The organism is Mesorhizobium sp. A556 (genome assembly GCF_054489545.1).
Genome location: NZ_JBTMXA010000015.1, coordinates 13259 through 38850, shown reverse-complemented (window position 1 = coordinate 38850; position 25592 = coordinate 13259). Strand labels below are relative to the sequence as shown.

Sequence of the window (25592 nt, the reverse complement as noted above, 5' to 3'; positions counted from 1 at the left end):
CATGAAATCGCTCGCGTCGCTCCTCAAACATTGCCTCACCGCCTACACGGCGCTCTTCTTCGCCTTCATCTACCTGCCGCTTGCGCTGATCGTCGTCTATTCGTTCAATTCGAACCCGGTGAACATGATGACCTGGTCCGGGTTCACCACCGAATGGTACTGGCAGGTGCTGGGTTTCAAGACCACCGTGTCGGAAGCCGCCCTTTACATCGAATCGACGGACCAGTTGGTCGCCGCACTTCGCAACAGCCTGCTGATCGCCGCCAGCACGACCGTGATCGCCACGGTTTTCGGCACCGCCATCGCGCTCGCCCTCTATCGCTACAATTTCCTCGGCGCGCGCATCTATCAGGCACTGATGTTCATGCCGATGCTGATCCCCGACATCGTGCTCGGCATCGCGCTGCTCATCTTCTTCGTCAACGCGGGCATTCACCTGGGCATCGGCACGATCATCATCGGCCAATGCACCTTCCTGATTTCCTATGTCTTCATCGTCGTCTCGAGCCGCCTTGCCGGCATGGATCGCAGCCTCGAACACGCATCCGCCGACCTTGGCGCGAATGAATGGACAACCTTCCGCAAGGTGGTGCTGCCGCAGCTGATGCCGGGCGTCATCGGCGGCGCACTTCTGGCCTTCATCATTTCGATGGACGACCTGGTCATCACCTATTTCATCGCCGGCGTCGATGTAACCACGCTGCCTGTCTTCATTTTCGCCATGCTGCGGCGAGGGATAAAGCCGGAAATCAACGCCATCGCGGTGATGATGCTGACCTTCTCCTTCGTCGTCGCTTCGCTCGGCCTTTACCTCCGCTCCCGTCAGAAATGGTCATGAACAACAAACAACAGCCTCCCGTCCGGAAAATGCGCGCGCGCGAACTGGGCCTGCCCTTCACCGGTACCACCGGGCAACATAACGCGATCACCGATGTTCCCGGCGTCGCGGTCGGGCTTCATACGCTGCTCGAGGAGACGCCGCGACCGGGCCGGACCAGGCTGGTTCGGACCGGCGTCACGGCAATCGTGCCGCATCCGGGCTCGCCGGTGCCGGTGCCGGTATATGCCGGCGTCCACAGGCTCAACGGCAATGGCGAAATGACCGGAACGCACTGGATCGAGGACGGCGGCTATTTTCTGGGCCCCGTGACGATCACCAATACGCACAGCGTCGGCATGGCCCACCATGCGACGGTCAAATGGATGCTGGAACGCTATCATTCGACCTATCATGGCGACGAGCCGCGCTGGATCATGCCTGTCGTGGCGGAAACCTTCGACGGCATCCTGAACGACATCAACGGACAGGCCGTGACCGAGGCGGATGTGCGGGCCGCGCTCGACACGGCTTCCACCGGCCCCGTCGCCGAAGGCAACACCGGCGGCGGTACCGGCATGATCACCTATGGCTTCAAGGGCGGCACCGGCACAGCGTCCCGCAAGCTCGCGATCGGCGATCGGCCCTATACGGTCGGCGTCCTTGTCCAGGCCAATCACGGCCAGCGCGATTGGCTGACAATCTGCGGCGTGCCGGTGGGCCGGCATATGACCGACGACACCAAGGCCAGTCGCATGCCCGAGCGCGGCTCGATCATCGCGGTGGTCGCCACCGATATCCCGATGGCTCCCCACCAACTCAAGCGCGTCGCCCGCCGCTGCACCATCGGCATCGGCCGCAACGGTTCGCCCGGCGGCAACAACTCAGGCGACATTTTTCTCGCCTTCTCCACCGCCAACGCCGCACCATATGCGTCTGCTTCCACCAAGCTTCGCACCCTGGAAATGCTGGATGACCGCTTGTTCGACCCCGTCTACATGGCGGTCGTCGATTGTGTGGAGGAAGCCGTGGTCAACGCGATGCTGGCAGCCGAAGACTGCGGCGGCACGCAATATGACCGCTTCAAGATCGAAGCCATCCGCACAGACAAGCTGATGGAGATCATGGGCCTTTAGGGGATGCACGAATCGCCTTCTGACCGTCAGCAAACTTCCGCTTGCATTCGCTCGAGGGTGCGCCAAAGCTTAGGCAACGTCGCTTCCATGTCTGGGAGCAGGTGACGACTGGAGGAGGACATGCAGCAGTTCAGAACGCTTTCCATCGCCATCACACTGACGCTGACTACGGTGCCCGCCGCGTTCGCGGCTTCACCAGCGCCGGTCGAAGGTCAGAACGGCATGGTGGTGACGGCCCAGCATCTGGCCTCGCAGGTCGGCGTCGATGTGTTGAAGAGCGGCGGCAACGCCATCGATGCCGCCGTTGCGGTCGGCTATGCGCTGGCTGTCGTCTATCCGACAGCTGGTAACCTCGGCGGCGGCGGTTTCATGACCATTCGCCTCAAGGACGGCAAGACGACTTTTCTCGATTTCCGCGAACGGGCGCCACTTGCTTCCACCAAGACCATGTATCTCGACAAGGACGGCAAGCCCGTCCCCGGTGCCAGTACGGACGGCTACCTGGCGGTTGGAACTCCGGGCTCCGTTGCCGGCTTTGAGACGGCCCGCGAAAAATATGGCACCAAGGAGCGCGGGGAACTGCTCGCTCCGGCGATCAAACTGGCCGCCGAGGGCTTTGTGCTTGAGCCTGGCGATATTGCCTCGTTCGCCGACGGGAATGACATGCTGGCCAAAGACCCGGCGGCGGCGAAGATATTTCTACCCGACGGCAAACCCCTCGAACTTGGCGCAAAACTGGTGCAGACCGATCTTGCCAAGTCGCTGAAGGCGATTTCAAAACAGGGCACCAGCGCCTTCTACGAGGGCGAAATTGCCGACCTGATCGTCAAGGCCAGCGAAGCCAATGGCGGCATTCTGGCGAAGGAGGATTTTCAACACTACAAGGTGCGCGAGCTAGCGCCGGTGCAATGCAGCTATCGGGGCTATGACATCGTCTCCTCGCCGCCGCCTTCGTCCGGCGGGCTGGTGATCTGCGAAATCCTCAACGTGCTGGAAGGCTATCCGATCTCCTATCTTGGCTATGGCTCGGCCGAGACGACACGGCTGATGGTCGAGGCGATGCGCCATGCCTATGTCGACAGGAACACCGCGCTTGGCGATCCGGATTTCGTGAACAATCCGGTGACGAAGCTGACCAGCAAGGCCTATGCCGAGGAAATCCGTTCCCGCATCGATCCGTACCGGGCAGGCGTCAGCAAGGCTCTGACAATCAACGGCGGCGCGGAGTCGAAAGAAACGACGCACTATTCGATCATCGACAAGGACGGCAATGCGGTTGCCGTGACCTATACTTTGAACGGCTCTTTCGGCATAGGCAAGGTTGCCGAGGGAACGGGCATTCTCCTCAACAACGAGATGGATGATTTCACTATCAAGCCCGGCGTGCCAAACCTCTACGGGCTGGTGCAGGGCGAGGCCAACGCCATCGAGCCGCGCAAGTCGCCGCTGTCGTCGATGAGCCCGACCATCGTTTCCAGGGACGGCAAGCCGTTCATGGTGATCGGCAGCCCCGGCGGCTCGCGCATCATCACCATCACGCTCGAAGCCATCATGAACGTGGTCGACCATGGCATGAGCCTGCAGGAGGCGATCGATGCGCCGCGCATCCATCACCAATGGCTGCCGGACAAGGTCTATACGGAGCCTTATGCGCTATCGCCCGATACGCTGAGGCTGTTGACGGGCATGGGTTATGACGTCGGCGTCGATCAGGACTGGACGATCTGGGGTAAGGCGGCCGGCATCCTCGTCGGCGGCAAGGACCTGAAGGAAATCCAGGCGGGCGGCGGCGCGCGCTACTATGGCGCTATCGACAGCCGGGCGACCGGGGGTGCCGCAATCGGATATTGAATTACGGCATGGCAGCGGGCACGTTGCGAGTCGCTGCCATGCCGTTGCCCGAACGAGGCGGCCTATCGCGAAAAGGATGTCGATAAGCACGAGAATCGCAACCGGCTGTGGAGCCGGCTTTTGGATTATTCCGATGCTCAATCAAAGTGTTAGAGCGCCGTGCGTCCGATTGGACGCACGGCGCTCTGGCCCCGCTCGTTATCGCGATACCCTGGTGCAGGTCGCGGTCTATTGCGATGTTCCGGCGGGTGTCGAGGCGTTCCGCATCGCCCGGGAAGTATTCAAGGAAGAGAACATCGATGTAGAAGCGCTCATGAGCGTATCGTCGGGCAGCGCGGCGCGCACCGTGAGCAGGTAGGGAAAGAACGGTTCGATCCGTCGCATTTGCGCCGTGCTGATCCTAGTCGTTGCTCTTGCGCAACTGATTGGGGGTCGTGCGAAAAAGCCGGCCGAACTGGCGGGTGAAGTGGGATTGACGACGACATATTCGAAGTTTTGAGGATCGTCGAAGGGTTTGGTGGGCGTGATTGCGACGCCGCAACTGGCCCGTATCGGTTCGTCGGGCTGCCCAGAACGTCCCAGCTGCAGAACCGCCGTCCCGTCAGGGTGCCGTGGTCTTCCAATTGCCTCAGCGCTTCTATGAAGCAACTGAATGCCAGCAGGCTGAAATCATTGGTGAGTATGAAGCCAAAATGAATTGCCCCCCTGTCGGCGGAAGCGTCGACCATGTTGCAGCCCTCCGGGCATTCGATCGAGTGCCGATGGCGAGGAGAACGAACCGGAGGCTCTCTTCAGCGATCCGAAATTGCCGAGATTGGGAAAGTTTCTGGCCCAGGTGCTTCATTGATTGAATGGTTCGCGCCGGCCGGGTCACTATCCCAGATAGGCATCGATGATCTGTTTCAGCCGCGTCGGGCCGAAGCTGGGGAAATGCCCGCCGTGGACGATGGAAACCGGCAGCCGTGCAAGGCGCTCGAGCGAGCGTCGATAATCGTCGCGGTTGGAATGAAAAGCATCCGTCACCAGATCACCGTCATAGACGATGTCGCCGGCGATCAGCGTCCGGGTCGCCACCTCGTACAGCGCGATTCCGCCGGGTGAATGGCCCGGCGTGTGGATGACCTCGAACTGTCTGTCGCCAAGGTCTATCACATCCCCGCCCGAAAGCAGCTGGTCGGGCGCCACGCTCTTCACCTTATAGGCCGCCGCGTCCCAGCCTTGGGGCAGCGGCGGCCGCCTTGGTGGAGGTGTTCGGCAGCGGCGCGGTCGATGCCTATTTTGCACGCTTTGCCCCTGACGCGATCTTCATCTTCCACAATCACGAAACACGCCTGACCAGCACCAAGGCCTATCGCCGCTTGTGGGACAGTTGGGTGGAAGACACCGGGTTCCAGGTTCTCGGCTGTGTCTCCAGCGATCAGGACGTCAAGGTTCTGGGGGATACGGCATTGTTCACGCATGCGATCGAAACGCTTGTGCGCACCAAGGCCGGAACGTCCACTAACCGTGAGCGCGAGACGATATTATTCGTCGTGCGAGACGGCCAATGGATGGCGATACATGAGCATTTGTCGCCGCACGCAGGATGATTTCACCTGCTCTATTTCCCTGACCAGAATGGGGGCAGCACTTGCTCAAGCTGCCCGCCCATGCGTACCGGAGAGACATGGGTCGCAAGCCCGGTCGCATCGTCCGTCTCGACTGCGATCCCGCATAGTGTTGCGCCGCCGTCGGCGGCCTCGAAGCGCCCGGAGGGAATGCCGGTGGTGATGCGGCGCACCATCTCCTCCTTCTTGATGCCGATGACGGAATCGTAGTCGCCCGTCATGCCGGCATCGGTCATGTAAGCGGTGCCAAGAGGCAGGATACGATGATCGGCGGTTGGAATGTGCGTATGGGTGCCCACCACGAGGCTGACGCGCCCGTCACAAAAATAGCCTGCGACGAGCTTCTCGCTGCTGGCCTCGCAATGGAAATCCACCACGATCGCGTCCGCCGCTGTTTTCAGCGGGCAGGCGGAAATTTCCTGATCCAGCAACCCGAACGGGTCGTTGACGGGGTCCATGAACAGACGGCCCAGCGCATTGATCACGAGGGCGCGCTTGCCGCTTTTGGTTTCGACCAGAGCGCTGCCGCGCCCCGGCGTTCCGGGAATATAGTTGAGCGGACGGATCAGGCGTGGCGCGTTTTCGATGAAGCTCAGCGCCTCCTTCTTGCTCCATGAGTGGTTGCCCAATGTCACCGCATCGGCGCCGGCCGCGATGAACTCGTGATAGATGGCTTCGGTGATGCCGAAGCCATCGGCGGCGTTCTCGCCGTTGACGACAGCGAGATCGACTTTCCAGTCGGCAATCGCCTTGGGCAGCAGTTCCGAAACAATGGCGCAGCCTGATCGGCCAACGACATCTCCGATGAAAAGTATGCGCAACTTGTCGTTTCCTTTCCGGGAACCGCTAAAGGCGCCAGCATAACACTCTACGATCGCTTGCTGCCGGCGCTGATGCCTTCTTCTATGCGCGGCAGGAACCATGTCAGTAGGCCGGCCAGAGGCAGAAAGGCGCACAGCCAATAGACGCTTTCAATGCCGATGCTGTCCGCCAGTCCGCCTAAAATAGCCGCCGCGATCCCCGCCAGCCCGAAGTTGAGACCGTAGAACAGGCCGCCGATCAGGCCGATCCGCTCCGGGATAAGCTCGATGGCGTAGATCAGGATTGACGCAAAGGCGCTTGCGATGATGAGGCTGATCAGCACCGTGAGCACGCCCGTCCAGAAGAAATCGGCATAGGGCAGCAGCAGCGTGAACGGCAGCGGGCCGAGCACCGAAATCCAGATGATGCGATAACGGCCGATCCTGTCGCCGGCGATGCCGCCAATCAACACGCCGACCGCCTGAGCTATCAGAAAGACAAACAGCATGATCTGGGAGGTCGGGATCGATACGCCGAAGCGTTCGATCAGGTAGAACGTATAGAAAGACCGGAAACTCTCGACATAGGCAACCTTCGAGAACATCAGCAGCGTGAGAATAACCATCCCGGTCATGACCGTCGCCTTCGAAAGCCGCCGGCTTCTTGAAGGTTTTCCGGAAAGCGAGGCTTTCAGGGTGGCGATGTGTCGGCGGATTACGGCATGTTGCCCCGCAGTCCAGGTCATCAACGCCATAGCCAACAGGGCCGCCAACGTGAACCAGGCGAGGCTCGCCTGGCCATGCGGCACAATGATGAAGGCGGCAAACAAGGGCCCGAGCGAACCGCCGGCCTGACCGCCGACCTGGAAGACGCCCTGCGCCAATCCATGCCGGCCGCCGGAAGCCTGACGCGCCAAACGGGTCGCCTCGGGATGGAAGATTGCCGAGCCGATGCCAATGCAGGCGACCGAAACAAGGATGATGCCGTAACTCGGTGCGAAGCCGAGGCTGACCAACCCGGCAAGGGTGAAGGTCATGCCGACGATGGTCGAGTACGGCATCGGGCGCCGGTCTGTGACGAACCCGACAACCGGCTGCAGCAGCGAGCCCGCGATCTGGAAGGTGAGGGTGATGAGCCCGATCTGCACGAAATCGAGCGCATATGTCTCCTTTATGATCGGATAGATAGCCGGGATGAGCGACTGGATTAGATCATTGAGCAGATGTGTCAGGCTGAGAACGACCAGCACGGCCATATAGGTGCGCGGTTGTGTGGATGGAGACGGGTTCAGTTCTTGCTTCATTTCGCGGGGATGTTCTGCCAGGCGGGTTCGCTTGATCTCACCGCACCCTATCCCCATGCCGGCCCCGAGAGAATGGCCAGCAGGGGTCATTCGAAGTGGTCCAGCTGGAAAAGCGAAAGGCTCTGTTGGCAAGCAAGGGGCGACGGGACGGCCGGCTTGCGAGATCGGCGATCATGTGACCTGGAATTCGGAAGCCGGCTTCCGAAGAAGATCCGCAATACGAGATCAAGAGCGACAAGACCGACCATGTCGCGGCTCACAAAGGCGGAGCCTTGACGCTGTCCAAGAGTTCTGCCGAACAGCGTCCGCCTCGGCCCTGATCGGCTTCACCGTGATCGGGGCCGCGACCACCATCAATCCGGAGTTTTTTCGGCGCTTAGCCGACGGAGACGACGGTCAGGCGGTGGGATCGCTGGTCGTTGGCGACCCAGTCGATGGATTGTCCGGGGCGAAGACCCAGCAGCGCCGTGCCGATCGGCGTTAAAATGGAGACCTTGCCCTCCGCGATGTCGGCTTCGGCCGGATAGACCAGCGTCACCCGGCGCTTGTGGCCGTCATCGGGTTCGTATTCCAGCGGGGTGCCCATCTGGATGGTATCGGCCGGGATCGCCGATGCCTCGACGACTTCCGCGCGCTCGAGTTCGGAGAGCAGTTCGTCGGCCAGTTCGGGCTTCTTGTCCAGCAGGCCGTTGGCGAGCAGGGTCAGGCGGTCATGGTCCGTCTTGCTGACGAGAATAGTGGGTTTGTTTGCAATCATATTCTTTACCCTGCCCGTTTATTCCAAAGGTCGGCATCAAACCGCCTGATCTTCCCTCGCCCAGGAAAGGGGGCAAGGTCAAGGCCGCCGACACCCCGAGCCGTTACCGGCAGTTCGGGGTCGCCCGAAGTCTGGGCTTAACGGGCGGCTTGTCAAGCGATCAGGGCGGGATCGATGGCAAGTGCTCGCCTGAAGATTCCAGTGTTGACATCAGCGAGGCGTCGGAGCCATCCCAATCTCTTGGCGAATGCCCTTCATGGGTGCTCACCGCCATCGAACGGGCCGAGCGTCCCGATATTCATGTCTCCGATGCGGAGGAAAGGAAGCTGTCATGGTGACCAATTCGCATGATTTCGCCAGGCCGGCCGGTGAAGCCGAACGCACATATCTGGAAGCCCTCATTCGAGCAGACTATGACCGGTGCCGCGTCGGCGAGACATTCGACGATATGAAGGGGAGAATGGCGTTCTCGCGGGAGGATCGGGGCCTTTGTCGCGACTGGATGGCCATCGCGGTGGCGCGGGCAGAGGCGGAGCGCATCGCCGAACCAGCATTGATCACCGCTGAATGATCGAGTTGCCGGAGAAGGAAAAGACTGTCCGGCCGCGAATTTCGGCGGCCGTAAATTGCTGCTCGTAGAGTGTGAATGATGACCTATGTCGTCACCGACAACTTGCCGCCTGCATCCCAGCATGCAGGCTTGGTGGCATAGCACCGCATGATCTTGTGACCTGCGGTAACGGCCGACGCCGAGCGCCGCATGGCCCCGAACTATTTATGGCGCCTTGAAAAGGAGAAATACAAATGTCCGAAGGAATGTATCCGACCGCTACCGGGGAACTTGCGAAGAAGCGCCGCGCGCTTGCGCCGGACACCGAGGCGGCGTTCCAGGCGTTCAGCCAGAAAGTCTTTGCCGAAGGGGCGCTGTCGGTAAAGGTCAAGCAACTCATCGCGGTTGCCGTGGCGCATGTCACGCAATGCCCCTATTGCATCAAGGGACACACCAAGGCCGCCTTGCGCCATGGCGCCAGCGAGCAGGAATTGATGGAAGCGATCTGGATCGCGGCCGAAATGCGGGCAGGGGGTGCCTATGCCCATTCCGCGCTTGCGCTTGAGGAAATGGAAAAAGCGGCGGCACCGAAGGGCGCCTGAGCGCCAGGGTTCACCGAAACCGTCGCAACGGGCGGCACCACTGCCTCTTTCGCGGTTTTGGCCACAGCACCGATGGCCAGTGCCATTGCGGCTGTGCCGCCGCCGCCATTATCGGCAATCGCATGGTTTTGCCCTCAAAAGAACGGCCCGCCGAAATCGACGGGCCGCCATTCGTCTTCGAGCTTTGGCCCGTCAGAGGGAGGCGATCGGGGATGGCGCGCTCACCTGCGCCATCAGGTCGTTGTCCCACTCGCCTTCCACCATGATGTGCGCGGTGGCGCCGAGTTCGGCCGCCTCGATGAGGTTGTGGTTGACATAGGCATAGACGCCCGGCTGCCGGAAAGTGTAGAGCGCCGCTCCCGCAGAGCCGCCGCGCACGAACCAGGTTTCGAGGTCCTTGGCCGGCGGGTTGTGGAACTTGCCCAACTCCCACACATGGTCGCCGTGGCCGCCGATCAGGTGCGGGCGGGTGTCGCGATTGGCCTGCGCATGGACGAACAGGACCGTCTCCCCGACATTGGCCTTGAGCGCGTTGTCGCCGGTCAGCGCACCGACCTTGCCATTGAACACGACATGGGTCGGGATCAGGCCGCGCATCACTTTGAGCGTGTCGTCATAACTCTCGCCAAGCGATGCGTAGTCCTTGAACTTGCCGTTCTCGTCACGCGGGATGTAGAACTCGTTTTCGCCGATATAGAAGATGCGGTCGTAGTGCAGCGGCTTGCCGTTTTCATCCTTCAACCCCTCGCGCGGCAGCACCATGATGGTGCCGCTCATGCCCGTCACCACATGCCAGGGGATCATGCCGGCCGGCGAGCAGTGATAGACGAAGGCGCCGGCGCGCGTCGCCTTGAAACGCAAAGTCGCCTGTTCGCCGGGATTGACCTCCGTCAGCGCGGCACCACCCAGAGCGCCGGTGGCGGCATGGAAGTCGACATTGTGCGGCATTTCGTTGGTTTCGGGATTGACCAACGTCAGTTCCACATAGTCGCCTTCGTGCACCACCATCATCGGCGCGGGGATCGAGCCATTGTAGGTCATGGCCTGCATGGTCGTTCCCTCGTCGTCGATGACCATGGGCTGTTCCTTCACGGTCAACTGGAATTCGACGATCTTGGGGCCGCCGGTAGCGACCTGCTGGTGCGCATGCACGAAGGGCGGCTTGACCAGCGTTATGCGTTCGCGGGGCAGGGTGCTTATATCCGCTATCGCGGTCCGTGCGTTTGCGGGCGTTGCCGCCACCGCCGTCAGGAGGGCCGCCGTGGCCGCTCCGGTCATCGTTCCAAACAGGGCTTCGCGTCTCGTCAACATTTCCACTCTCCTTCGTGGCCTTTGTTGACGCCAGTCCTAAACCGATGCCTGGCGGAATCTTTGCTGCCGGACAAAATTTCGATTCTTCGCCAGGCGGCGGCGCGCCGCCGCACCCCAGGGGAGATGACGAGCCCCGGCTAGGTCACATCCTCCTTGATCTCTTCCAGGACATCGGGCCGGTGGATGACGATATATCGGTGCGTGCTCGAAACGATGCCGTCCTTTTCCCAGGCGCTAAGCGTTCGGCTGACCGTATGCAGCGTCGTTCCCGCCAGTTCGGCAAAATCCTGCCGCGACAGCGGGAAGCAGATTTCGATCCCCTGGGCAGTGCGTCGTCCGGCCTGTTTTGCCAGACGCGTCAACGTATGGGCGATACGGCGCTCGACGGTTTCCGTGGAAAGCTCGCGCAACCTTGTCTGTGTTTCCTGATAACGCGTTCCCAGCACCGCAACCGCGTTTATCGCGATCTGCACATGCTTGCCCATCAACTGCTGAATGGTATGCGTGGACCAGGAAAACAGGTGGGTGTCTTCGACGGCGCTTACCGTGCCGGGATAGGCCGCAATTCCCGCGAGAGCGGCATAGCCCGCCAACTCGCCCGGTCCCAGATAACGCAGCGCGACCTGGCTGCCGTCCGGGGCGGTCTGGACCGCGCGCAGGCGCCCGACAATGACGACGTGGAAACTGTCCACCGCATCGCCCTGGTGGTAAAGCACCGTTCTCTTGGCAATACGCTTGCGGACGGCCAGGCCACGGGCCTCCTCGATGGCCTCCATCGGCAGCGAGCGGAAGATTTCGGTACCCGCCAGTATGTTCAGGTCCGTTTGTCCGCCCACCATCGCCTGTGTTTCCGATCTCCTGTTCATCCGACGTGACGGTCATGCGGCCGGTGGGTCTTGCAGCGCTTGCGCAGTTTAATCAGCATATCTTGTTTTGCCGCAAAACCAGACACGCTGCGGCAGCCTAGAACGGCCCGCGACGGGTGCCTTCCACAGATATTGCTGCGGAATTCATTGTCGGCCTTTGTCAGCGATCGATCTGCTTATAATGTGAGAGACGCCATAGGATGTTGTTGCGAGCCATGTTGACCATAGACAAGACAGATCTGTCGCGCCACCACGTCCCGCGGACGGTTTCCGATCGCATCGCCTATCGTCTGGTCGGCATGGTCCAGTTCGTTGCCGGCGCGTTGTTTGGCCGGCGCTACCGCCACCGCACGATCGTGCTTGAGACGATTGCGGCGGTTCCCGGCATGGTGGCGGCAACGCTGCTTCATCTCAAATGCCTGCGTCTTATGATCGACGATCGCGGCTGGATTCGCGCCTTGCTGAACGAGGCCGAGACCCAGCGGGCGCATTTGATGGTGTTCGTGGCAATCGACCGCCCGAACCTGTTCGAGCGTTTTGTCGTGCTGATCGCGCAAGGGCTTTTCTACAATGCCCACTTTCTGCTCTATCTTTTTTCCCCGCGCACCGGCCACCGCATTGCCGGATACTTCGCCGAAGATGCCGTGCGTGGTTACGGACAATATCTCGATGAAATCCAGGATGGCCGGCAGGACAACCCGCCGGCGCCGGCATTGGCGATTGCCTATTGGAACCTGCCGCCCGACGCGCGGTTGAGCGATGCCATTGCTGCGATCCGGGAAGACGAAGCCCTGCACAGGGACATCAACCACAGCTTCGCCGATGCCTTGGACGGCGGGGACAATCTCCCCGGGCCGCCGTCTCTCAGCTGAAATTCTCGTCGTGGCGACCTTGGGTTGTCAGGCGGGCGCTGCGCCGCCGCTACTCGGCCGGGACCGCCGCTCCTCCAACGGTGGCGGCCTTGTTGACGCGGCCGTCGACCAGACGGTCGGCGAGCGCCGCGCCGGCCATCATCGCGGCAAGCGCCAGAAGAGAGGTAGCGGCAAGCACCGAACCGCCGGTGAAGCCTGCGCCGATGGTGCAGCCGACCGCGAGAATGCCGCCAAATCCCATCAGCACCGAGCCTGCCGCATAGCGCAGGATCGACGGCGCGCCGGGTTCGGCGAAGGTGACGATCCGGAACTCTCGAAACAGGATCGCTGCCAGGAAAGCGCCGACCAGCGTTCCCGCCAGCAGGCCCTGATCGAGCCCGAATCCCGACACCGCGTCGGTTGCCAGGCTCGCGCTGGTCGCCAGCGGCCGGATGAAGGACAGGCTTTCGGCCTGGATCGGGTCGAACACCTGTAGCGAAAGTTGATAGGTGAAGTACCAGCCGCCCACCACCGTCAGGCCGACTCCGACGCCGCCCGCAACGCGCCACAGGGTAGGCCGCGCCTTGAGGGTCACAGCCAGCGCGACAATGGCGAGGACGCCGCCGATTGCCACGCCCGCGCGCTGGTCGAGACCGCCAAGGGCCAGCAGGTCGTTGCCGCCGATCAGCCCGGTTCTGGCGAGAGACGAGAGCCAGTCGCGCAGCGGCACGAGAATGCCGTCATAGGTCGCCCAACTGACAAGGCCGGTGACGAGGATGCAGAACACGGCGCGCAGATTGCCCGAAGCACCAAGCACCAGCAGGCGCGACACGCAACCGCGCGTCAGCGCCATGCCGACGCCGAAGACGAGGCCCCCGGCAAGCGCGCCCGACAAGCTCTGCGGCGTGCCGAAGAAGCGCGTGTCGACGGCGGAGAGCACGCCGCCATAGAGCAGAAACTGCACGCCGAGGATCGCCGCGGCGAAGCCGGCCGTCCAGACGGCGAGCGCCTTCAAGTCGCGGCCGCGCGTGATGTCGAGCACGGCCGAGCGGGTGCAGAAAGCGCTGCGCTGGGCGAAAAATCCGAAGAGAAGCCCAAGTACGGCACCGCCTATGGCCGCAGCCTGCGTTTCGCCAAAGGCGTCGATAAGCGGGACCATATCCACGGCAATCTCCTACGTTCCGACGAAGGATAGTCATGGCTGGCGTGCCGGGGCAGGTATGGATTTTCGAAATACGCGCCACGGCGATAAAGATAATGCCGATCCTGCCTATTTCGTGGAACGGGCTCCTATCGGCGGCGAGTTTTGGAATTTCGTTCCCGCGCGAAGCGGGCGCAAGTCCGGCCGCTATGCACAAACGAACGAGCGGAACCGATGCCGTCGCGGACCCTGCCTCGGACCTACTCGATCCCTGCGCTCGGCTTCTTGTCGTCGCCTTCCTGGACTTCCGGGGTAACATCCAGCACCTCGGCGTGCATGGTGATCCTGGCCGCCCCCGGAGCGCAGTCCGTCATGCAGGGACTGCCCTTGTTGGCGAGATATTCCGGTTCCTCGGCGCGATCATCGGCGATGAAATTTTGCTTGTTGGGCATCTCGATCGTGCCGAAATTGGCTTTCGACAGCTCGAAATCCTCATCCGTCACTATATCGTTGAGATAGAGCACATAGGCCGTCAGCGCATAGACGTCGTCGTCCGACAGCGAGCGCGCATTGCCGAACGGCATGGCGCGGCGGATGTAATCGTAAACCGTCGAAAGATATGGCCAGTAGGAGCCCACGCTTTTGACCGGACGGTCGTCCTTCAACGAACCCTGGCCACCCGCCAGCGCCGGCCAGCGGCCGACTGCCTCGCCGAAATCGCCGTGGCACGACGAACAATTCTCGTCGAAAAGCTTTTCGCCCTGGGTCACGGTGCCGTGGCCTTCCGGCAGGCCAACGCCATCCGGGCGCACGTCGATGTCCCAGGCGGCGATCTCGCCGGCGGTGGCGACGCGGCCGAGATGATAGGTTAATCCGGCGCCTTCGCCGGCTGGCGTCGCGACTACGGCGGGCTTGCCGGGTTCGGCCTCGGCGCTCGCCTCTTTCGGTTCCGCCGGCGTCGTTTCAGTCTTCTTGTCCTCGGGCTTCGGCGCTGTCTCGCCCGCATCGGCCGGCTTCGAGAAGGTTGCGACATAGGCGATCACATTGTCGATGTCGGCCTGTTTTTTCAGCCCGGCGAAGGACATTTTCGTCCCCTTCACCATGCCCTTCGGATCGTCGAGAAACTGGGCCAGCGTTTCCGCGTTCCACACCAGCCCGCCCGCGCCGGCCTTCTCCATGGCCGACGAATAGCGGTAGCCTTCGGCGGTGCCGGCCATGCGGCCGATCAGGTCGTTAAGCTCCGGCCCGACGCGGTGTTTCGCGCTTTCGCCGACGGCGTGGCAGGCTTTGCACCTTTTGAACACCTGCTCGCCGGCGGCTAGATCGCCGGCGAAAGCCGGTCCGGCCAGGCAGAGCGCCGCCAGCGCGGCCACGAGCGCGCTTTCAGGAAATCTCGACATTTTCGGCCGCTCCGTCCTTGTTCACGTACCAGGTCTGAATGCCGTTGTTGTGATAGATGGAGTTCGCGCCACGCACTGCCCTGAGTTGCTGTTTTGTCGGCTGGACAAAGCCCTTCTCGTCCATCGCGCGCGACTGCAGGAACATGTCGGACCCGTCCCAGTCCATCTCATGATAGAAGCGGTGCAGCGCAAAGGGCAGGCTCGGCCCGTCGATGCGCGCCGGCTTCCAGTTACGGCCGCCATCGGTCGAGACGTCGACGCGCGCCACGGTGCCATTGCCCGACCATGCCAGCCCCGTCAGCACCAGCCGCCCCGTGCCATGCGTGATCGGAGCCTGCGGACTGGGATTGGTGATGACCGACTTCACGTCCATCGCCCAAGTGAAATGCCTCGCCTTTCCGTTGGCCAGAAGGTCGGTGTATTTCGAGGTTTCCTCGCGCTGCTCCCAGGGCGCGTCGCCCACTTCCAGCCGGCGCAACCATTTCACCCACATATTGCCTTCGAAGCCCGGCACCACCAACCGCACCGGATAGCCTTGCTCGACGCGCAGCGCCTCGCCGTTCATGGCGAAGGCCACCATGCAGTCGTCCAGCGCCTTTTCCATGGGGATCGAGCGCGTCATGGCGGCCGAATCCGCGCCCTCGGCCAGCACCCATTTGCCCGCAGCCTTGACGCCCGCCTCGGCCAGAAGGTCCTTCAAGAGCACGCCGGTATATAGCACGCAATGCACCATGCCGTGCGTGAACTGGCAGCCGTTCAACTGCGAGCCGCGCCACTCCATGCCGGAATTGGCGGCGCATTCGAGGAAGTAGATCTTGTTCACGCGCGGGAAGCGCCGCAAATCGTCCATGGTGAAGACCAGCGGCTTTTCGACCAGCCCGTTGATCATCAGCCGGTGCTTTGCCGGATCGACCACCGCCGCGCCGCCGTGGTGACGCTCGAAGCAGAGCCCGTTCGGGGTGATGATGCCGTCGAGCTTGTGCAGGGGCGTGAAATTGACCGAGGAGATCGGATCGGCCGTCAGCCAGGGCACGTTGCGGCGCACCGCATCCTTCTCGAAGGGCGAAGGCATGCCGTAGGGATGCGCGTCCACCCCGTCGCCGGAATAGCGGTTCCAGTCCTGGATTTGCGTGATCGCCGGATCGTCGGCGGCTAGCGCTCGGCCGGACGCCAGCCCCCCCGCAAGCGCCGCCCCGCCGGCCAGCCCGGCTTTCAGGAAGCCGCGCCGCGACTGCCCGCTCCCGCTCCGTTCCGCCATCGCCGCCTCCACATTCATAGATACATATGATTGTTTATATGTATCAGGGCGCACCTGCGCTGTCTACCGGTTGCAGCGGCTCAGCCGGCCACTTTTACCGACCGGTTTTCTTCGAGTTGGACGGTGGGATGGCGCGTCAGGTACTGCTCCACCACGTCCCAGATCGGCGGGCCTTGCGTTTCCTCGTTGACCGAGGCCCAGCCGGCCACCTGGTATTCCTTCGCGGGGTCGATCGCCTCGCCAGTCTTCAACAGCGTCATGTCGGAGATGCGGCCGCCCATCTCGCCGTTCGGGTCGATCGCGTAGCCCATGCCGCCGACGCGCACCATATCGCCGCCCTGCTGGTAATAGGGGTCCTTGTTGAAGAGGTTGTCGGCGACGTCTTCCATAATGGTCTTCAGCGTCGCGCCGGTCATGGCCGAGCGGTAGGCGGCCGGATAGGTCATGCCGCAGGCATTGTAGAGGTCCTCCACCGTGATCGTTTCGCCCGGCAGCACCGACGTGCCCCAGCGGAAGCCGGGCGAGAGCGCGATGTCGGCCTCGCGCACTTCCATGAGCGCTGCGCAGATCAGGTCGTCGAAGGTGCCATTGAAATTGCCGCGCCGGTAAAGCAGCGCCTCGGTGGTGGCCAGCTCGCGCTTGAGTTCCACCGCGTAAGGCGCACGCAGATCCGTGACCAGTTTTGTCATGTCGGCGTCAGGTGCGATCACGTCGGAAAACACCGGGATCAGGCGGTGGCGGAAGCCCTTCACCGCGCCGTCCTGCACGTCGAGATCGAGGCGGGTAATGAACTTGCCGTGCGATCCGGAGGCGATCAGCAGCGTCTTGCCGACCAGCACAGGCTCGGGCAGCGCATCATGCGTGTGGCCGGTCAGGATCACGTCGATGCCCTCGACGCGCGCGGCCAGCGAGCGGTCCACGTCGAAGCCGTTGTGCGACAGCAGCACGACGAGGTCGGCCCCCTGCTTGCGCGCCGCCGCGACGTTCTTCGCCACCTCCTCCTCGCGGATGCCGAACGACCAGTTGGGGAACATCCAGCGCGGATTGGCGATCGGCGTATAGGGGAATGCCTGGCCGATGACGGCGATCTTCACCCCGCTTTTCTCGAACATCTTGATGGCGTCGAAGGCCGGTTCGTCCCATTCGGTGTCGAAGATGTTGCCGCCGAGGAAGGAGAACGGCAGGCCGTCCACGATCTCCTTCACCCGGTCCGTGCCGTAGGTGAATTCCCAGTGGCCGGTCATGGCGTCGGGGGCGAGCGCGTTGAAGGCGTCCACCATGTCTTGCCCCTTGGTCTGGAGCGAGGTGTAGCTGCCTTGCCAGGTGTCTCCGCCGTCGAGCAGCAGCACCTTGTCGCCGCGCTCGGCGCGGATGCGCTTGACAATCGCGGCGATGCGGTCCAGCCCGCCCATCTTGCCGTAGGTCTTGGCCAGCGCCGAAAAGTCCTCGGAGGTCAGCGCATAGGCGTGCGGGCTACCCGGTTCAATATTGTAGAGTTTTAGAAAATCCGCGCCGGTGACATGCGGCGGCAGGCCGGCCACCGCGCCGACGCCGAGATTGGTCGACGGCTCGCGGAAATAGATAGGCATGAGTTGCGCATGGATGTCGGTGATGTGGACAAGCGTGACATTGCCCATCGGCTCGAAGTCGAGCAGGTCGCTTTCCTTCAGCGCTTGTGCTGCGGCCGCGCGCGACCAGCGGCCGACCAGCCCCGGCCCGGCGATCGCCGAAAGCGCGGTCGCGGCCATCAGGAATTCGCGGCGTGAGAACATGGGGCTTCCTTGTCGATTTAAGGGTATGGCGCGGGGTAAACAACGCCTTCCCCACTCCCCGTTTGCGGGGAGAGGGTGTCACCCAGTGACGGATGAGGGGGGCAGCGTGAACTTTCGCGGGCAGGGGAGAGCTACTGCCTCACCGCCGGCGTTTCCACCGACAAGCCCGTGCCGCGCCAGGTCACATAGACCTCCAGCGCCATCAACTCGTCCGAGAACGCCTTGGGCATTTCGGCGCGCGTGTCGCGAATGCAGCCGCGCAGGCGGTTGTGCAGCGACACCATGTCGGCCTGCTTGAGCCGATAGGTCGGGAAACCGTTGGCCTGGCCCTGGCTCAGATGGTCGGCGCGGATGTGCTTGCCCATGCTGGCCTCATGGCAGGAGGCGCAGGCGAGGTTCAACTGACCGGTGCGGGTGTAGTATTCGGTTTTGCCCTTGTCCCACCAACTCTGCATGTCGCCCTGCTTGAGGTCGACCGACATCGGCGTGCCGAGAGACTGGTATTTGATGAAGGTGGTCAGCGCCTTCTGGTCGGCGGTGTCGAACTTGTAGGCTTCGGCGCCCATGTGCTCGGTGCGGCACTTGTCGATCTGCAGCTCGATATTGACCGGCCGCTTGGCATCGTCGTCCCACTTCGGGTAGTGCGCGGCGATGTCCTTCATCGTCTCGGCGGCGTCATTGTGGCAGGACGCGCAGGACTTGCCCATGGTTCCGTCCACCGTGTTCCAGATATCCTGCCCGCGCTCGACATAGAGCATGCCGGGGTTGGCGAAGGAATCGGCCTCCAGCGCGCGAGTCTCGGCTTCGCGGAACAGCCAGCCGGAATAGACGGTGTCGATCGGATAGCCCTCCGGCGCCTTCGTCTTGGTGATCATCTCCTTGCCGTCGATGACCAATTGATCGTCGACCGGATCGGAATAGGCGACGGCGACAAGGCCGGTCGTGAATATCGCCGCGGCCGCGATTGCCAGCACTGTCTTGTTCAACTTGCCTTCCCTCCCCAGTTCCCTGTCAACCCGCTCCGGCAGTCGGCCGGTGCTGCCGTCTCAGCTCACTTCGATCTTCTGCTCGTCGGTGTAGATCGAGCCGTTGTCGTCCACCCAGGTGAACTTGAACGTGCCGCTCTCCGTTACCTTTGCCTTGAACTCGAAATACGGGTTGGCCGAGACGGCGGGGTCTATGTCGCAGGAAAACACCGGCGTTCCGTTGAACTCGCAACTGAACTTGTTGATGATCTCACGCGGGATCACCTTGCCGTCCTTGTCCTTGCGCTGACCGGATTCCATCGTGTGGCTGATCAGCGTCTTGATGACGATGATCTCATCCGCCTTCGCCGTTTTCGGCACCTTGACGCGCGGTTTGGGTGTTGCCATTTGTCAATGCTCCTAAAATCTTGCCGCCGTCAGCCGCCGCAGCCGCCGATGGTGACCTTGACTTCCTTCTTGTCCATGTAGACGGAGCCGTCGGCCATCCTGGCGACGGCGATCACGTTCTGCGTCTTGGCCAGCCGCATGCGCGTCGTCGCCTCCGCGGCCCCGCTCATGGCGGTAAAGTTGAATGTCGCGACTGCCGGATTGGGATTGCCTTCGGCCAGGATGATGACCGACTGCACCATGTCGCCGCCGCTCATCGCGCTGTCGACGCTGACCGAGATCGGCACCGTGTTGCCGTTCTCCGCGATTTCCGGCGCGGTAAGCGTGAGCTTGCCTGTTTCCGGCGTCTTGCCGCCTGCGAAGTCGGCGATCGCCTTGGCTGTGGCCTCGGGCGTCGCGCTGGCGGGATCGAGCCGCGCGCCCGCGAGGACGAACGCCGCCGCGCCCGCCGAAACCGCCAATGCCTGCCGTCTGTTCAAATTCATGTCCGTCTCCCGCGCTTGCCGCGCTAGTCCTTCAACGTCGCCACATAGGCGACCACGTCCTCGACCTGCTCGGCGGTCAAAATGGTCTTGCCGACGAGATCCTTGCTAACGTTCACGCCGACATTGAGCGAATAGAAGCCCGGCATCACCGTATCGGGGCCGAACACATGCTTGGAATCGGTGACGATGGCGCGAAGTTCTTCCGGCTTCCAGCGACTTCCCGCACCGTCCAGGGACGGACCGAGATCGCCGTGAAAGAGTTCCTTGTTCAGCGCGCTTACCTGGTGGCAGGCGAGGCAGTTGCCGAGTTTGCGGCTGACGAGAACTTCCGCGCCCTTGGCGGCGTCGCCGGGCTTACCGGTCAGCGACTGAGAAACCGCATTGTCGACGAACTTCACGTCGTTCGGTGCCGCGTCGGCGGCCCAGGCCGCGCCCGCCAGCATCGACAGGGTCGCTGCGACGACAATAACCTTCCCCGCTTGCATAACGGCAGTCCCTCCCATGTCGCGTTCAATATTTTTGCGGAACCGCGCGCGGTTCCATCCCTCCGGTTCGCAAGATAAACGCCGACCGGGAAAGGTCAATCGAAAAATATGAATTTCTGCATATATGCCGAACGACCGGGCCGGCGGAAGGCTATTCCGCGTCCAGCTTGCCGGCGGCGCGTGCCTCGGCGATGTGGCGCGCGTGATAGATCTGGAACGGCTCGTCTGTCTCATAGCCCTTCTCGCGCACCCATTTGAACATGTCGAGGAAGGTCCATTTGCCGAAGGCGCCGGGCATGACCGCAACCGCCGCCTGCGCGACCGACTTGTCTTGCGGCGCGTCCTCGGGCAGGAACACGATGGTCGGCGTGAACAGATAGCCCCATTTGCGCGTGGCCGTCTTTTCGGTCAGCACCGCGCCGTCCGTGTCGGTGACCTCCTCGTCGCCGAACATGTTGTATTGCACGACCATGTAGTTGGCCTTGATGTAGTCGCGCACCTCCGGATCGCTCAACAGCTTTTCGTGCATCTGCCGGCAATAGATGCAACCGCGCTGTTCGATGATGATGGCGAGCCGCTTGCCCTGCGACTTCGCCTGCGCGATGTCTTCGCCCACGTCGCGGAAGGTCAGGCTGAACCAGTCCTCCTTGTGCAGGCCGTCGTCGCCCGTTTCGGCAAAGGCCGGGGCGGTGCCGACGATCAGGAGCGCGAGAAGGGCGAATGCGGCTTTGAGCATGACGAAATCCTATCCGATCGACTGGAATATGGGGAATGTTTCGAGCAGCCAGTAGGATATCACAGACATCTTTCCGGTCACGAACAGGATGCCGGTTATCACCAAAAGCCCGCCCATCGCCTTCTCGACCATCTCCATATGGGGCCTGAACCCGGTCGCCCAGCGCAGGAACGGGCCGGCGAAGGCGGCTGCCAGAAGGAACGGGATCCCGATGCCGAGCGAATAGACGGCGAGCAGCAGCGCGCCCTTGGCCGCCGTGCCGGCTGAACCCGCCACGAACAGGATCGCCGCCAGCACCGGCCCGACGCACGGCGTCCAGCCGAAAGCGAAGGCAAGGCCCACGACATAGGCGCCCACCAATCCGACCGGCTTGCGTGCGACCTGGACCCTCGCCTCGCGAAACAGCAGCGCGATACGGAACACGCCCATGAAATGCAGCCCCATGACGATGAGGACGACGCCGGCGATGATCGACAGCGTATCGAAATACTGCGCGACCGCCTTGCCGACGAAGCTTGCGGTTGCACCCAGCGCGACGAAGACCGTGGTGAAGCCTAGCACGAAGGCCAGCGCGGAAAGCAGAATCTTTTGCCGCTGCGCAGAGGCCTGCTTGTCGGCCTTGAGCTGGTCGAAGCTTACCCCCGCCAGCCATGCCAGATAGGGCGGCACGATCGGCAGCACGCAAGGCGATACGAAGGACAGCAGACCGGCCAGGAAGGCGCCGCCAATGGTGACGTCGAGCATTTTTCTTCCCCGCGGTCCGGCGCGCTTTCCCCATATCTCAAGCGCGCACTGCAATGGGCTACCAAGATATTCAGAAATGACTATATATTGCAATCGACAAACTGGTTCCCTGCCGTGCGCGCACTCAAACTTGTCATCTGCTGGTTCGCTTTCATGGCCCTGCCGGGCATCGCCGGCGCGGCCGAAATGCTCATGCTGGTCCAGCCCGGCTGCCCGTGGTGCGCGCGTTTCGACGCCGAAATAGCGCCGACCTGGCCGAACACGCCGGAAGGGATGCGCGCGCCGCTGCGGCGCGTCGACATCACAGCCCCCTGGCCGGAGGATCTTGCGGGTATTTCGGCCGAACGTTTCACGCCCACCTTCATCCTGCTGGACGAGGGCAGGGAGGTCGCCCGCCTCAGAGGCTATCCGGGCGACCAGTTCTTCTGGTATCTTGTCGACGAGATGCTCGCCAAGCTGCCGCCAGGCAATGGATAGGCCGCTGACGATGCCGTCATGGACCGACACGATTTCTACTCGAAGGTTGGCCGCGCCATGCTGAATCTGCCAAAACTCAGTCCCGACCAGTCTCAAGAGGAATTCGACCTCCTGTTGGCGCAGGCGCGCAAGGCCAGCGACCTTTTGAAGGCGCTGTCGCATGAAAGCAGGCTGCTCATCCTGTGCATCCTGTCGGAGGGCGAAAAATCGGTCACGGATCTCGAAAACATCATGCGCCTGCCGCAGGCGGCGGTGTCGCAGCAATTGGCCAGGCTGCGCTTCGACGGCCTGGTCAAGACCAGGCGCGACGGCAGGGTGATCTACTATTCGATCGCCGGCGCGGAGGTTTCGGCCATCATCGGGTCGCTCTACCAACTATTTTGCGCGCCCGTGCGCGGCGAACAGGGCTAGAGTATGTCGAGAAAACAAGGACCAAAAGCGCGGCAAGCGACTATGAAAAATCGCGACGGGCTTTAGGACGCAAGGGGGAGGAAGCCATGGAATTCGTCGCCTCGTCTTGGTTCCTCCCGCTCGCCGGGCTTCTGGCCGGCACTTGCATGGGCTTCGTCGCGCGCTGGCAGCACTTTTGCACCATGAGCGCGCTGGAGCGGCACTGGCACGCCGGCGACAGTTCGGGCGTGCGCACCTGGGTGCTTGCGGCGGCGGTCGCGCTTGTAGCGACCCAAGCGCTGCAACTTGCCGGCCTCGCCGACACCCATGCCAGCTTCTATCTGTCGCCAAACCTTGCCTGGACAGGCGCGATCATCGGCGGCCTCGGCTTCGGGTTCGGCATGGCGCTGGCGGGCACATGCGGCTTCGGCGCGCTGGTGCGGCTTGGGGGCGGCAGCCTGCGCTCGCTGGTGGTGCTGGCCGTTCTCGGCCTGTCGGCGCTTTCGGCGCAGCGCGGTCTCGTCGCGCAGGGACGGGTCGAAATCGTCGACCGTCTGGCGGCCGACCTTTCCTTCGCCGGCGACCAGTCGCTCGGGGCAATCCTGTCGAGCCTTGCCGGCGTCGACATGCGCCTGGCGGTCGCAGCAGTGGTCGCCGCGGCGATGCTGGCATGGGTGTTTGCGGCGCGCTCCTACCGCGCCCGGTCGGGCCTGATCGCCACCGGAACGGCAATCGGCCTGGTGGTCGCCTTCGGCTGGCTGGCGACGACGCTGGCGAGCCGCCATTCCTTCGCTCCGGTGCAGATCGAATCGGCCTCCTTCGTCGCCCCGGTCGGCGATTCCATCCTGCAAATAATCACTTTCACCGGCGTTCTGCCCGACTATGGAGTCGGCCTCGTCGCCGGCGTCATTCTCGGCGCGGCGCTCTGCGCGTGGCGCCGCCGCGACATCCGCTGGGAAGCCTGCGACGACGCCCGCGAACTCGGCCGCCATCTGGTCGGCGGTTTCCTGATGGGCGCGGGCGGCATCTTCGCCATGGGCTGCACCATCGGCCAGGGCATCAGCGCCGTGTCGGTACTGGCTATCTCCGCGCCGCTCGCCATGGCCTCCATCGTGCTCGGCGCGCGCATGGGCCTCGCCTATCTGCTGGAAGGCTCGCCCTTCGCCGCCTTCGGCGGCCTGGCGGCGCGGTTCAGGAATTCCTGAAGCCCGTCGAGATTTTTCAAATTCTTGCCGAGCTTCAGGTCCTTGTTTTCTCGCATGTCTTTACCCCGAAACCGGTTCCCACTTTCGGGAGGCATGCTTTAACCCGCGACAAACCGGTAAGCGCCGCCGCCGCGTTCCACCATGCCTGTCGCCGGATGCGGGAAATGGTAGCCGACGACGCGCGAGCGGTCGCCGGCCAGCCGGTCGAGCAGCGCCTTTCGTGTTTCGATCGCGAGTGTCGGGTCCTGGTCGGCGCCGGCCGGCCATTCGGGATGCGCGAACGAGACGATCGATTGGGTGATCACGTCGCCGACCACCACGAGCTGATCGGCCCCCGAATGAACGATATAACTCATATGGCCGGGTGTGTGGCCGGGCGTCGAGACAGCCTCGACGCCGGGCAGAACCTCGGCCCCGGCCTTCAAAAAAGTCAGCCGGTCGCGGATCGCCTCGAAGCGAGACTGGGCGCCGACGACAAAGCTTTGCCGGTCGGCGGGAACCGCCTGCAGCGCATCCGGCGATGACCAGAAATCATGTTCCTCCTGGCCGATGTGATAGCTTGCATTGGCGAAAACCAGTTCGTCGAAATCGTCGGTCACGCCCCAAATATGGTCTGGATGCGCATGGGTGAAGACGACGTCGGTGACGGCGGCCGGGTCTATTCCCGCCTCGGCGAGATTGGCGACGAGCCGGCCGGCAGTCGCCATGAAATTCGGCCCGGAGCCGGCGTCGAAGACGGCGAGACGGTTGCCGCGTTTCAGGATCGTCACATTGCAGTCCGGCCGCAGGGTGTCGGTCGGCATGGCGTTGTCGGCAAGCAGGCGGACAAGTTCGGGTTGCGGCGCGTCGCCATAGGAATAGCTCATCGGCAAGGTCAGCGTGCCGTCATTGACGGTGACGATTTCCGCGTCGCCCAGCGTCAGCCGGCCGACGGCCAGCGCCCGGCCGGCAAATGCCAGCGATGCGGCCGCCGCGCCCGCCAGCTTGAACACGTCCCTGCGCCCGAAAGCGGCCCTGAATTGCGTCTGACGGTTTTCCATCGGCGTTCCTCTGCGCTCTATTCGGCCGGCTCCGCACCGCAACGCCCCAAAAAGCCGGCGCATCGATATTATGCCTAAACATAGCGACTCTTCTATGTATAATCGCAAGACCCGCGCCGAAAGCAAGCCGGGCAGCGCTTAGGGAGGACGAAATGACCAGACTGAGGATCGCGGCCCTTGCCGCCGCCGTGTTTGCCGGTTCGTTGCTCGGACTTGCCGGTGCTGCCAATGCCGATGAACTGGTCACGACCTATGAGACGGACGTCCCCTTCGCCGATGTGACGGCGGACATTCAGGACGCCATCATCAATCGCGGCTACAATGTCGATTATCACGGCCATATCGGCGAGATGCTGAAGCGCACTGCCGGCGATGTCGGCGCGGCCAAGGCGCTCTACAAGAACGCCGAGTTCATGCAGTTCTGTTCGGCGGTGGTCTCGCGCGCGGTGATGGAGGCCGATATCGGCAACATCGCCTTTTGTCCCTACATCGTCTTCGCCTATGAGGCGCAAGCCAAGCCCGGCACGGTCGTGGTCGGTTTCCGCCGCCTGCCCAAGGGCGACGGCCGCGACCAAGTCAACGACCTGCTGGACGACATCGTCAAGGAAGGGGCAGGCCAGTAGAATGGACGCTC

31 protein-coding genes are annotated in these 25592 nt (G+C 62.7%); 14 read left to right on the top strand and 17 right to left on the bottom strand.

Going from position 1 to position 25592, the window contains the following annotated elements:
- The first annotated feature begins 1 nt into the window (after window position 1).
- The 4 genes from ACX3P0_RS21735 to ACX3P0_RS21720 all read left to right on the top strand — a co-directional run bounded on the left by ACX3P0_RS21735 (window position 2) and on the right by ACX3P0_RS21720 (window position 4162).
- Window positions 2-838: an ABC transporter permease gene (locus tag ACX3P0_RS21735; protein WP_459091826.1), complete on the top strand. Its 837-nt coding sequence runs from the start codon at window positions 2-4 to the stop codon at window positions 836-838.
- A complete protein-coding gene (locus tag ACX3P0_RS21730; RefSeq protein WP_459091824.1) occupies window positions 835-1953 on the top strand; it encodes a DmpA family aminopeptidase in 1119 nt (372 codons plus the stop codon). The genes ACX3P0_RS21735 and ACX3P0_RS21730 overlap by 4 nt, the downstream gene beginning before the upstream one ends.
- A 120-nt stretch (window positions 1954-2073) precedes the next feature.
- Complete coding sequence (gene ggt, locus ACX3P0_RS21725; protein ID WP_459091822.1) at window positions 2074-3804, top strand: gamma-glutamyltransferase; 1731 nt, start codon at window positions 2074-2076, stop codon at window positions 3802-3804.
- Window positions 3805-4018: 214 nt separating this feature from the next.
- Window positions 4019-4162, top strand: coding sequence for a hypothetical protein (locus ACX3P0_RS21720; RefSeq protein WP_459091820.1), 144 nt, complete (start codon window positions 4019-4021; stop codon window positions 4160-4162).
- A gap of 515 nt (window positions 4163-4677) precedes the next feature.
- On the opposite strand, the gene ACX3P0_RS21715 is transcribed toward ACX3P0_RS21720, so the two are convergent.
- Window positions 4678-4998: an MBL fold metallo-hydrolase gene (locus ACX3P0_RS21715; RefSeq protein ID WP_459091818.1), complete on the bottom strand. Its 321-nt coding sequence runs from the start codon at window positions 4996-4998 to the stop codon at window positions 4678-4680.
- Window positions 4999-5045: 47 nt separating this feature from the next.
- Between ACX3P0_RS21715 and ACX3P0_RS21710 the strand changes: the two genes are divergently transcribed.
- Window positions 5046-5393, top strand: a complete 348-nt coding sequence (locus ACX3P0_RS21710) for a nuclear transport factor 2 family protein (RefSeq protein WP_459091908.1) — start codon at window positions 5046-5048, stop codon at window positions 5391-5393.
- Window positions 5394-5404: 11 nt separating this feature from the next.
- Here the strand turns inward: ACX3P0_RS21710 and ACX3P0_RS21705 are convergent, their stop codons facing one another.
- Window positions 5405-6232: a TIGR00282 family metallophosphoesterase gene (locus tag ACX3P0_RS21705; RefSeq protein ID WP_459091816.1), complete on the bottom strand. Its 828-nt coding sequence runs from the start codon at window positions 6230-6232 to the stop codon at window positions 5405-5407.
- A 47-nt stretch (window positions 6233-6279) separates the two neighbouring features.
- A complete protein-coding gene (locus ACX3P0_RS21700; protein ID WP_459091814.1) occupies window positions 6280-7515 on the bottom strand; it encodes an MFS transporter in 1236 nt (411 codons plus the stop codon).
- 185 nt (window positions 7516-7700) lie between these two features.
- On the opposite strand from ACX3P0_RS21700, the gene ACX3P0_RS21695 reads away from it, so the two are divergent.
- Complete coding sequence (locus tag ACX3P0_RS21695) at window positions 7701-7835, top strand: hypervirulence associated TUDOR domain-containing protein (protein WP_459091906.1); 135 nt, start codon at window positions 7701-7703, stop codon at window positions 7833-7835.
- A gap of 56 nt (window positions 7836-7891) precedes the next feature.
- Here the strand turns inward: ACX3P0_RS21695 and rnk are convergent, their stop codons facing one another.
- Window positions 7892-8272: a nucleoside diphosphate kinase regulator gene (rnk, locus tag ACX3P0_RS21690; protein ID WP_459080372.1), complete on the bottom strand. Its 381-nt coding sequence runs from the start codon at window positions 8270-8272 to the stop codon at window positions 7892-7894.
- Between rnk and ACX3P0_RS21685 the strand changes: the two genes are divergently transcribed.
- From ACX3P0_RS21685 to ACX3P0_RS21675, 3 genes are all read left to right on the top strand, one after another.
- On the top strand, window positions 8263-8610 hold the full coding sequence (locus tag ACX3P0_RS21685) for a hypothetical protein (protein ID WP_459091812.1): 348 nt from the start codon (window positions 8263-8265) through the stop codon (window positions 8608-8610). The two genes, rnk and ACX3P0_RS21685, sit on opposite strands and share 10 nt — an antisense overlap.
- Window positions 8604-8843, top strand: a complete 240-nt coding sequence (locus tag ACX3P0_RS21680) for a hypothetical protein (RefSeq protein WP_459091810.1) — start codon at window positions 8604-8606, stop codon at window positions 8841-8843. Before ACX3P0_RS21685 ends, ACX3P0_RS21680 begins: the two co-directional genes overlap by 7 nt.
- A 233-nt stretch (window positions 8844-9076) precedes the next feature.
- Window positions 9077-9424 carry a carboxymuconolactone decarboxylase family protein gene (locus tag ACX3P0_RS21675; protein ID WP_459091808.1) on the top strand — a complete coding sequence of 116 codons (348 nt, stop codon included), beginning with the start codon at window positions 9077-9079 and terminating at the stop codon, window positions 9422-9424.
- A 192-nt stretch (window positions 9425-9616) separates the two neighbouring features.
- On the opposite strand, the gene nirK is transcribed toward ACX3P0_RS21675, so the two are convergent.
- A complete protein-coding gene (gene nirK, locus ACX3P0_RS21670; RefSeq protein ID WP_459091804.1) occupies window positions 9617-10735 on the bottom strand; it encodes a copper-containing nitrite reductase in 1119 nt (372 codons plus the stop codon).
- A gap of 137 nt (window positions 10736-10872) precedes the next feature.
- Complete coding sequence (locus ACX3P0_RS21665) at window positions 10873-11574, bottom strand: Crp/Fnr family transcriptional regulator (protein ID WP_459091802.1); 702 nt, start codon at window positions 11572-11574, stop codon at window positions 10873-10875.
- Between the two features lie 242 nt (window positions 11575-11816).
- On the opposite strand from ACX3P0_RS21665, the gene ACX3P0_RS21660 reads away from it, so the two are divergent.
- Window positions 11817-12473 carry an alternative oxidase gene (locus ACX3P0_RS21660; protein ID WP_459091800.1) on the top strand — a complete coding sequence of 219 codons (657 nt, stop codon included), beginning with the start codon at window positions 11817-11819 and terminating at the stop codon, window positions 12471-12473.
- Window positions 12474-12522: 49 nt separating this feature from the next.
- Here the strand turns inward: ACX3P0_RS21660 and ACX3P0_RS21655 are convergent, their stop codons facing one another.
- From ACX3P0_RS21655 to ACX3P0_RS21610, 10 genes are all read right to left on the bottom strand, one after another.
- Window positions 12523-13611 carry a YeeE/YedE thiosulfate transporter family protein gene (locus tag ACX3P0_RS21655; protein WP_459091904.1) on the bottom strand — a complete coding sequence of 363 codons (1089 nt, stop codon included), beginning with the start codon at window positions 13609-13611 and terminating at the stop codon, window positions 12523-12525.
- A 242-nt stretch (window positions 13612-13853) separates the two neighbouring features.
- Window positions 13854-14993 carry a c-type cytochrome gene (locus tag ACX3P0_RS21650; protein ID WP_459091798.1) on the bottom strand — a complete coding sequence of 380 codons (1140 nt, stop codon included), beginning with the start codon at window positions 14991-14993 and terminating at the stop codon, window positions 13854-13856.
- Window positions 14977-16251: a sulfite dehydrogenase gene (soxC, locus tag ACX3P0_RS21645; RefSeq protein ID WP_459091796.1), complete on the bottom strand. Its 1275-nt coding sequence runs from the start codon at window positions 16249-16251 to the stop codon at window positions 14977-14979. Before soxC ends, ACX3P0_RS21650 begins: the two co-directional genes overlap by 17 nt.
- 80 nt (window positions 16252-16331) lie before the next feature.
- Window positions 16332-18023, bottom strand: coding sequence for a thiosulfohydrolase SoxB (gene soxB, locus ACX3P0_RS21640; RefSeq protein WP_459091794.1), 1692 nt, complete (start codon window positions 18021-18023; stop codon window positions 16332-16334).
- Between the two features lie 131 nt (window positions 18024-18154).
- Entirely contained in the window at window positions 18155-19009 is an 855-nt protein-coding gene (gene soxA / locus ACX3P0_RS21635; protein WP_459091792.1) for a sulfur oxidation c-type cytochrome SoxA, read from the bottom strand.
- Between the two features lie 60 nt (window positions 19010-19069).
- On the bottom strand, window positions 19070-19396 hold the full coding sequence (soxZ, locus tag ACX3P0_RS21630) for a thiosulfate oxidation carrier complex protein SoxZ (protein ID WP_459091790.1): 327 nt from the start codon (window positions 19394-19396) through the stop codon (window positions 19070-19072).
- A gap of 29 nt (window positions 19397-19425) precedes the next feature.
- Window positions 19426-19881, bottom strand: coding sequence for a thiosulfate oxidation carrier protein SoxY (soxY, locus tag ACX3P0_RS21625; RefSeq protein ID WP_459091788.1), 456 nt, complete (start codon window positions 19879-19881; stop codon window positions 19426-19428).
- Window positions 19882-19904: 23 nt separating this feature from the next.
- Window positions 19905-20366, bottom strand: coding sequence for a sulfur oxidation c-type cytochrome SoxX (gene soxX, locus ACX3P0_RS21620; protein ID WP_459080358.1), 462 nt, complete (start codon window positions 20364-20366; stop codon window positions 19905-19907).
- Window positions 20367-20517: 151 nt separating this feature from the next.
- Window positions 20518-21102 (bottom strand): SoxW family protein, encoded by a 585-nt coding sequence (locus tag ACX3P0_RS21615; protein ID WP_459091786.1) that lies wholly within the window; start codon window positions 21100-21102, stop codon window positions 20518-20520.
- Between the two features lie 9 nt (window positions 21103-21111).
- Window positions 21112-21846 (bottom strand): cytochrome c biogenesis CcdA family protein, encoded by a 735-nt coding sequence (locus ACX3P0_RS21610; protein ID WP_459091784.1) that lies wholly within the window; start codon window positions 21844-21846, stop codon window positions 21112-21114.
- A 153-nt stretch (window positions 21847-21999) separates the two neighbouring features.
- Here ACX3P0_RS21610 and ACX3P0_RS21605 point away from each other — a divergent pair, with 153 nt between their 5' ends.
- The 3 genes from ACX3P0_RS21605 (at window position 22000) to ACX3P0_RS21595 (ending at window position 23918) form a co-directional block, all read left to right on the top strand.
- Complete coding sequence (locus ACX3P0_RS21605) at window positions 22000-22323, top strand: thioredoxin domain-containing protein (RefSeq protein ID WP_459091902.1); 324 nt, start codon at window positions 22000-22002, stop codon at window positions 22321-22323.
- A gap of 18 nt (window positions 22324-22341) precedes the next feature.
- Window positions 22342-22734 (top strand): ArsR/SmtB family transcription factor, encoded by a 393-nt coding sequence (locus tag ACX3P0_RS21600; RefSeq protein ID WP_459091782.1) that lies wholly within the window; start codon window positions 22342-22344, stop codon window positions 22732-22734.
- An 86-nt stretch (window positions 22735-22820) separates the two neighbouring features.
- On the top strand, window positions 22821-23918 hold the full coding sequence (locus tag ACX3P0_RS21595) for a YeeE/YedE family protein (RefSeq protein ID WP_459091780.1): 1098 nt from the start codon (window positions 22821-22823) through the stop codon (window positions 23916-23918).
- 98 nt (window positions 23919-24016) lie between these two features.
- On the opposite strand, the gene ACX3P0_RS21590 is transcribed toward ACX3P0_RS21595, so the two are convergent.
- On the bottom strand, window positions 24017-24958 hold the full coding sequence (locus ACX3P0_RS21590) for an MBL fold metallo-hydrolase (protein WP_459091778.1): 942 nt from the start codon (window positions 24956-24958) through the stop codon (window positions 24017-24019).
- A gap of 152 nt (window positions 24959-25110) precedes the next feature.
- Between ACX3P0_RS21590 and ACX3P0_RS21585 the strand changes: the two genes are divergently transcribed.
- A complete protein-coding gene (locus tag ACX3P0_RS21585) occupies window positions 25111-25581 on the top strand; it encodes a DUF302 domain-containing protein (protein WP_459091776.1) in 471 nt (156 codons plus the stop codon).
- The last annotated feature ends 11 nt before the right edge of the window (window positions 25582-25592 follow it).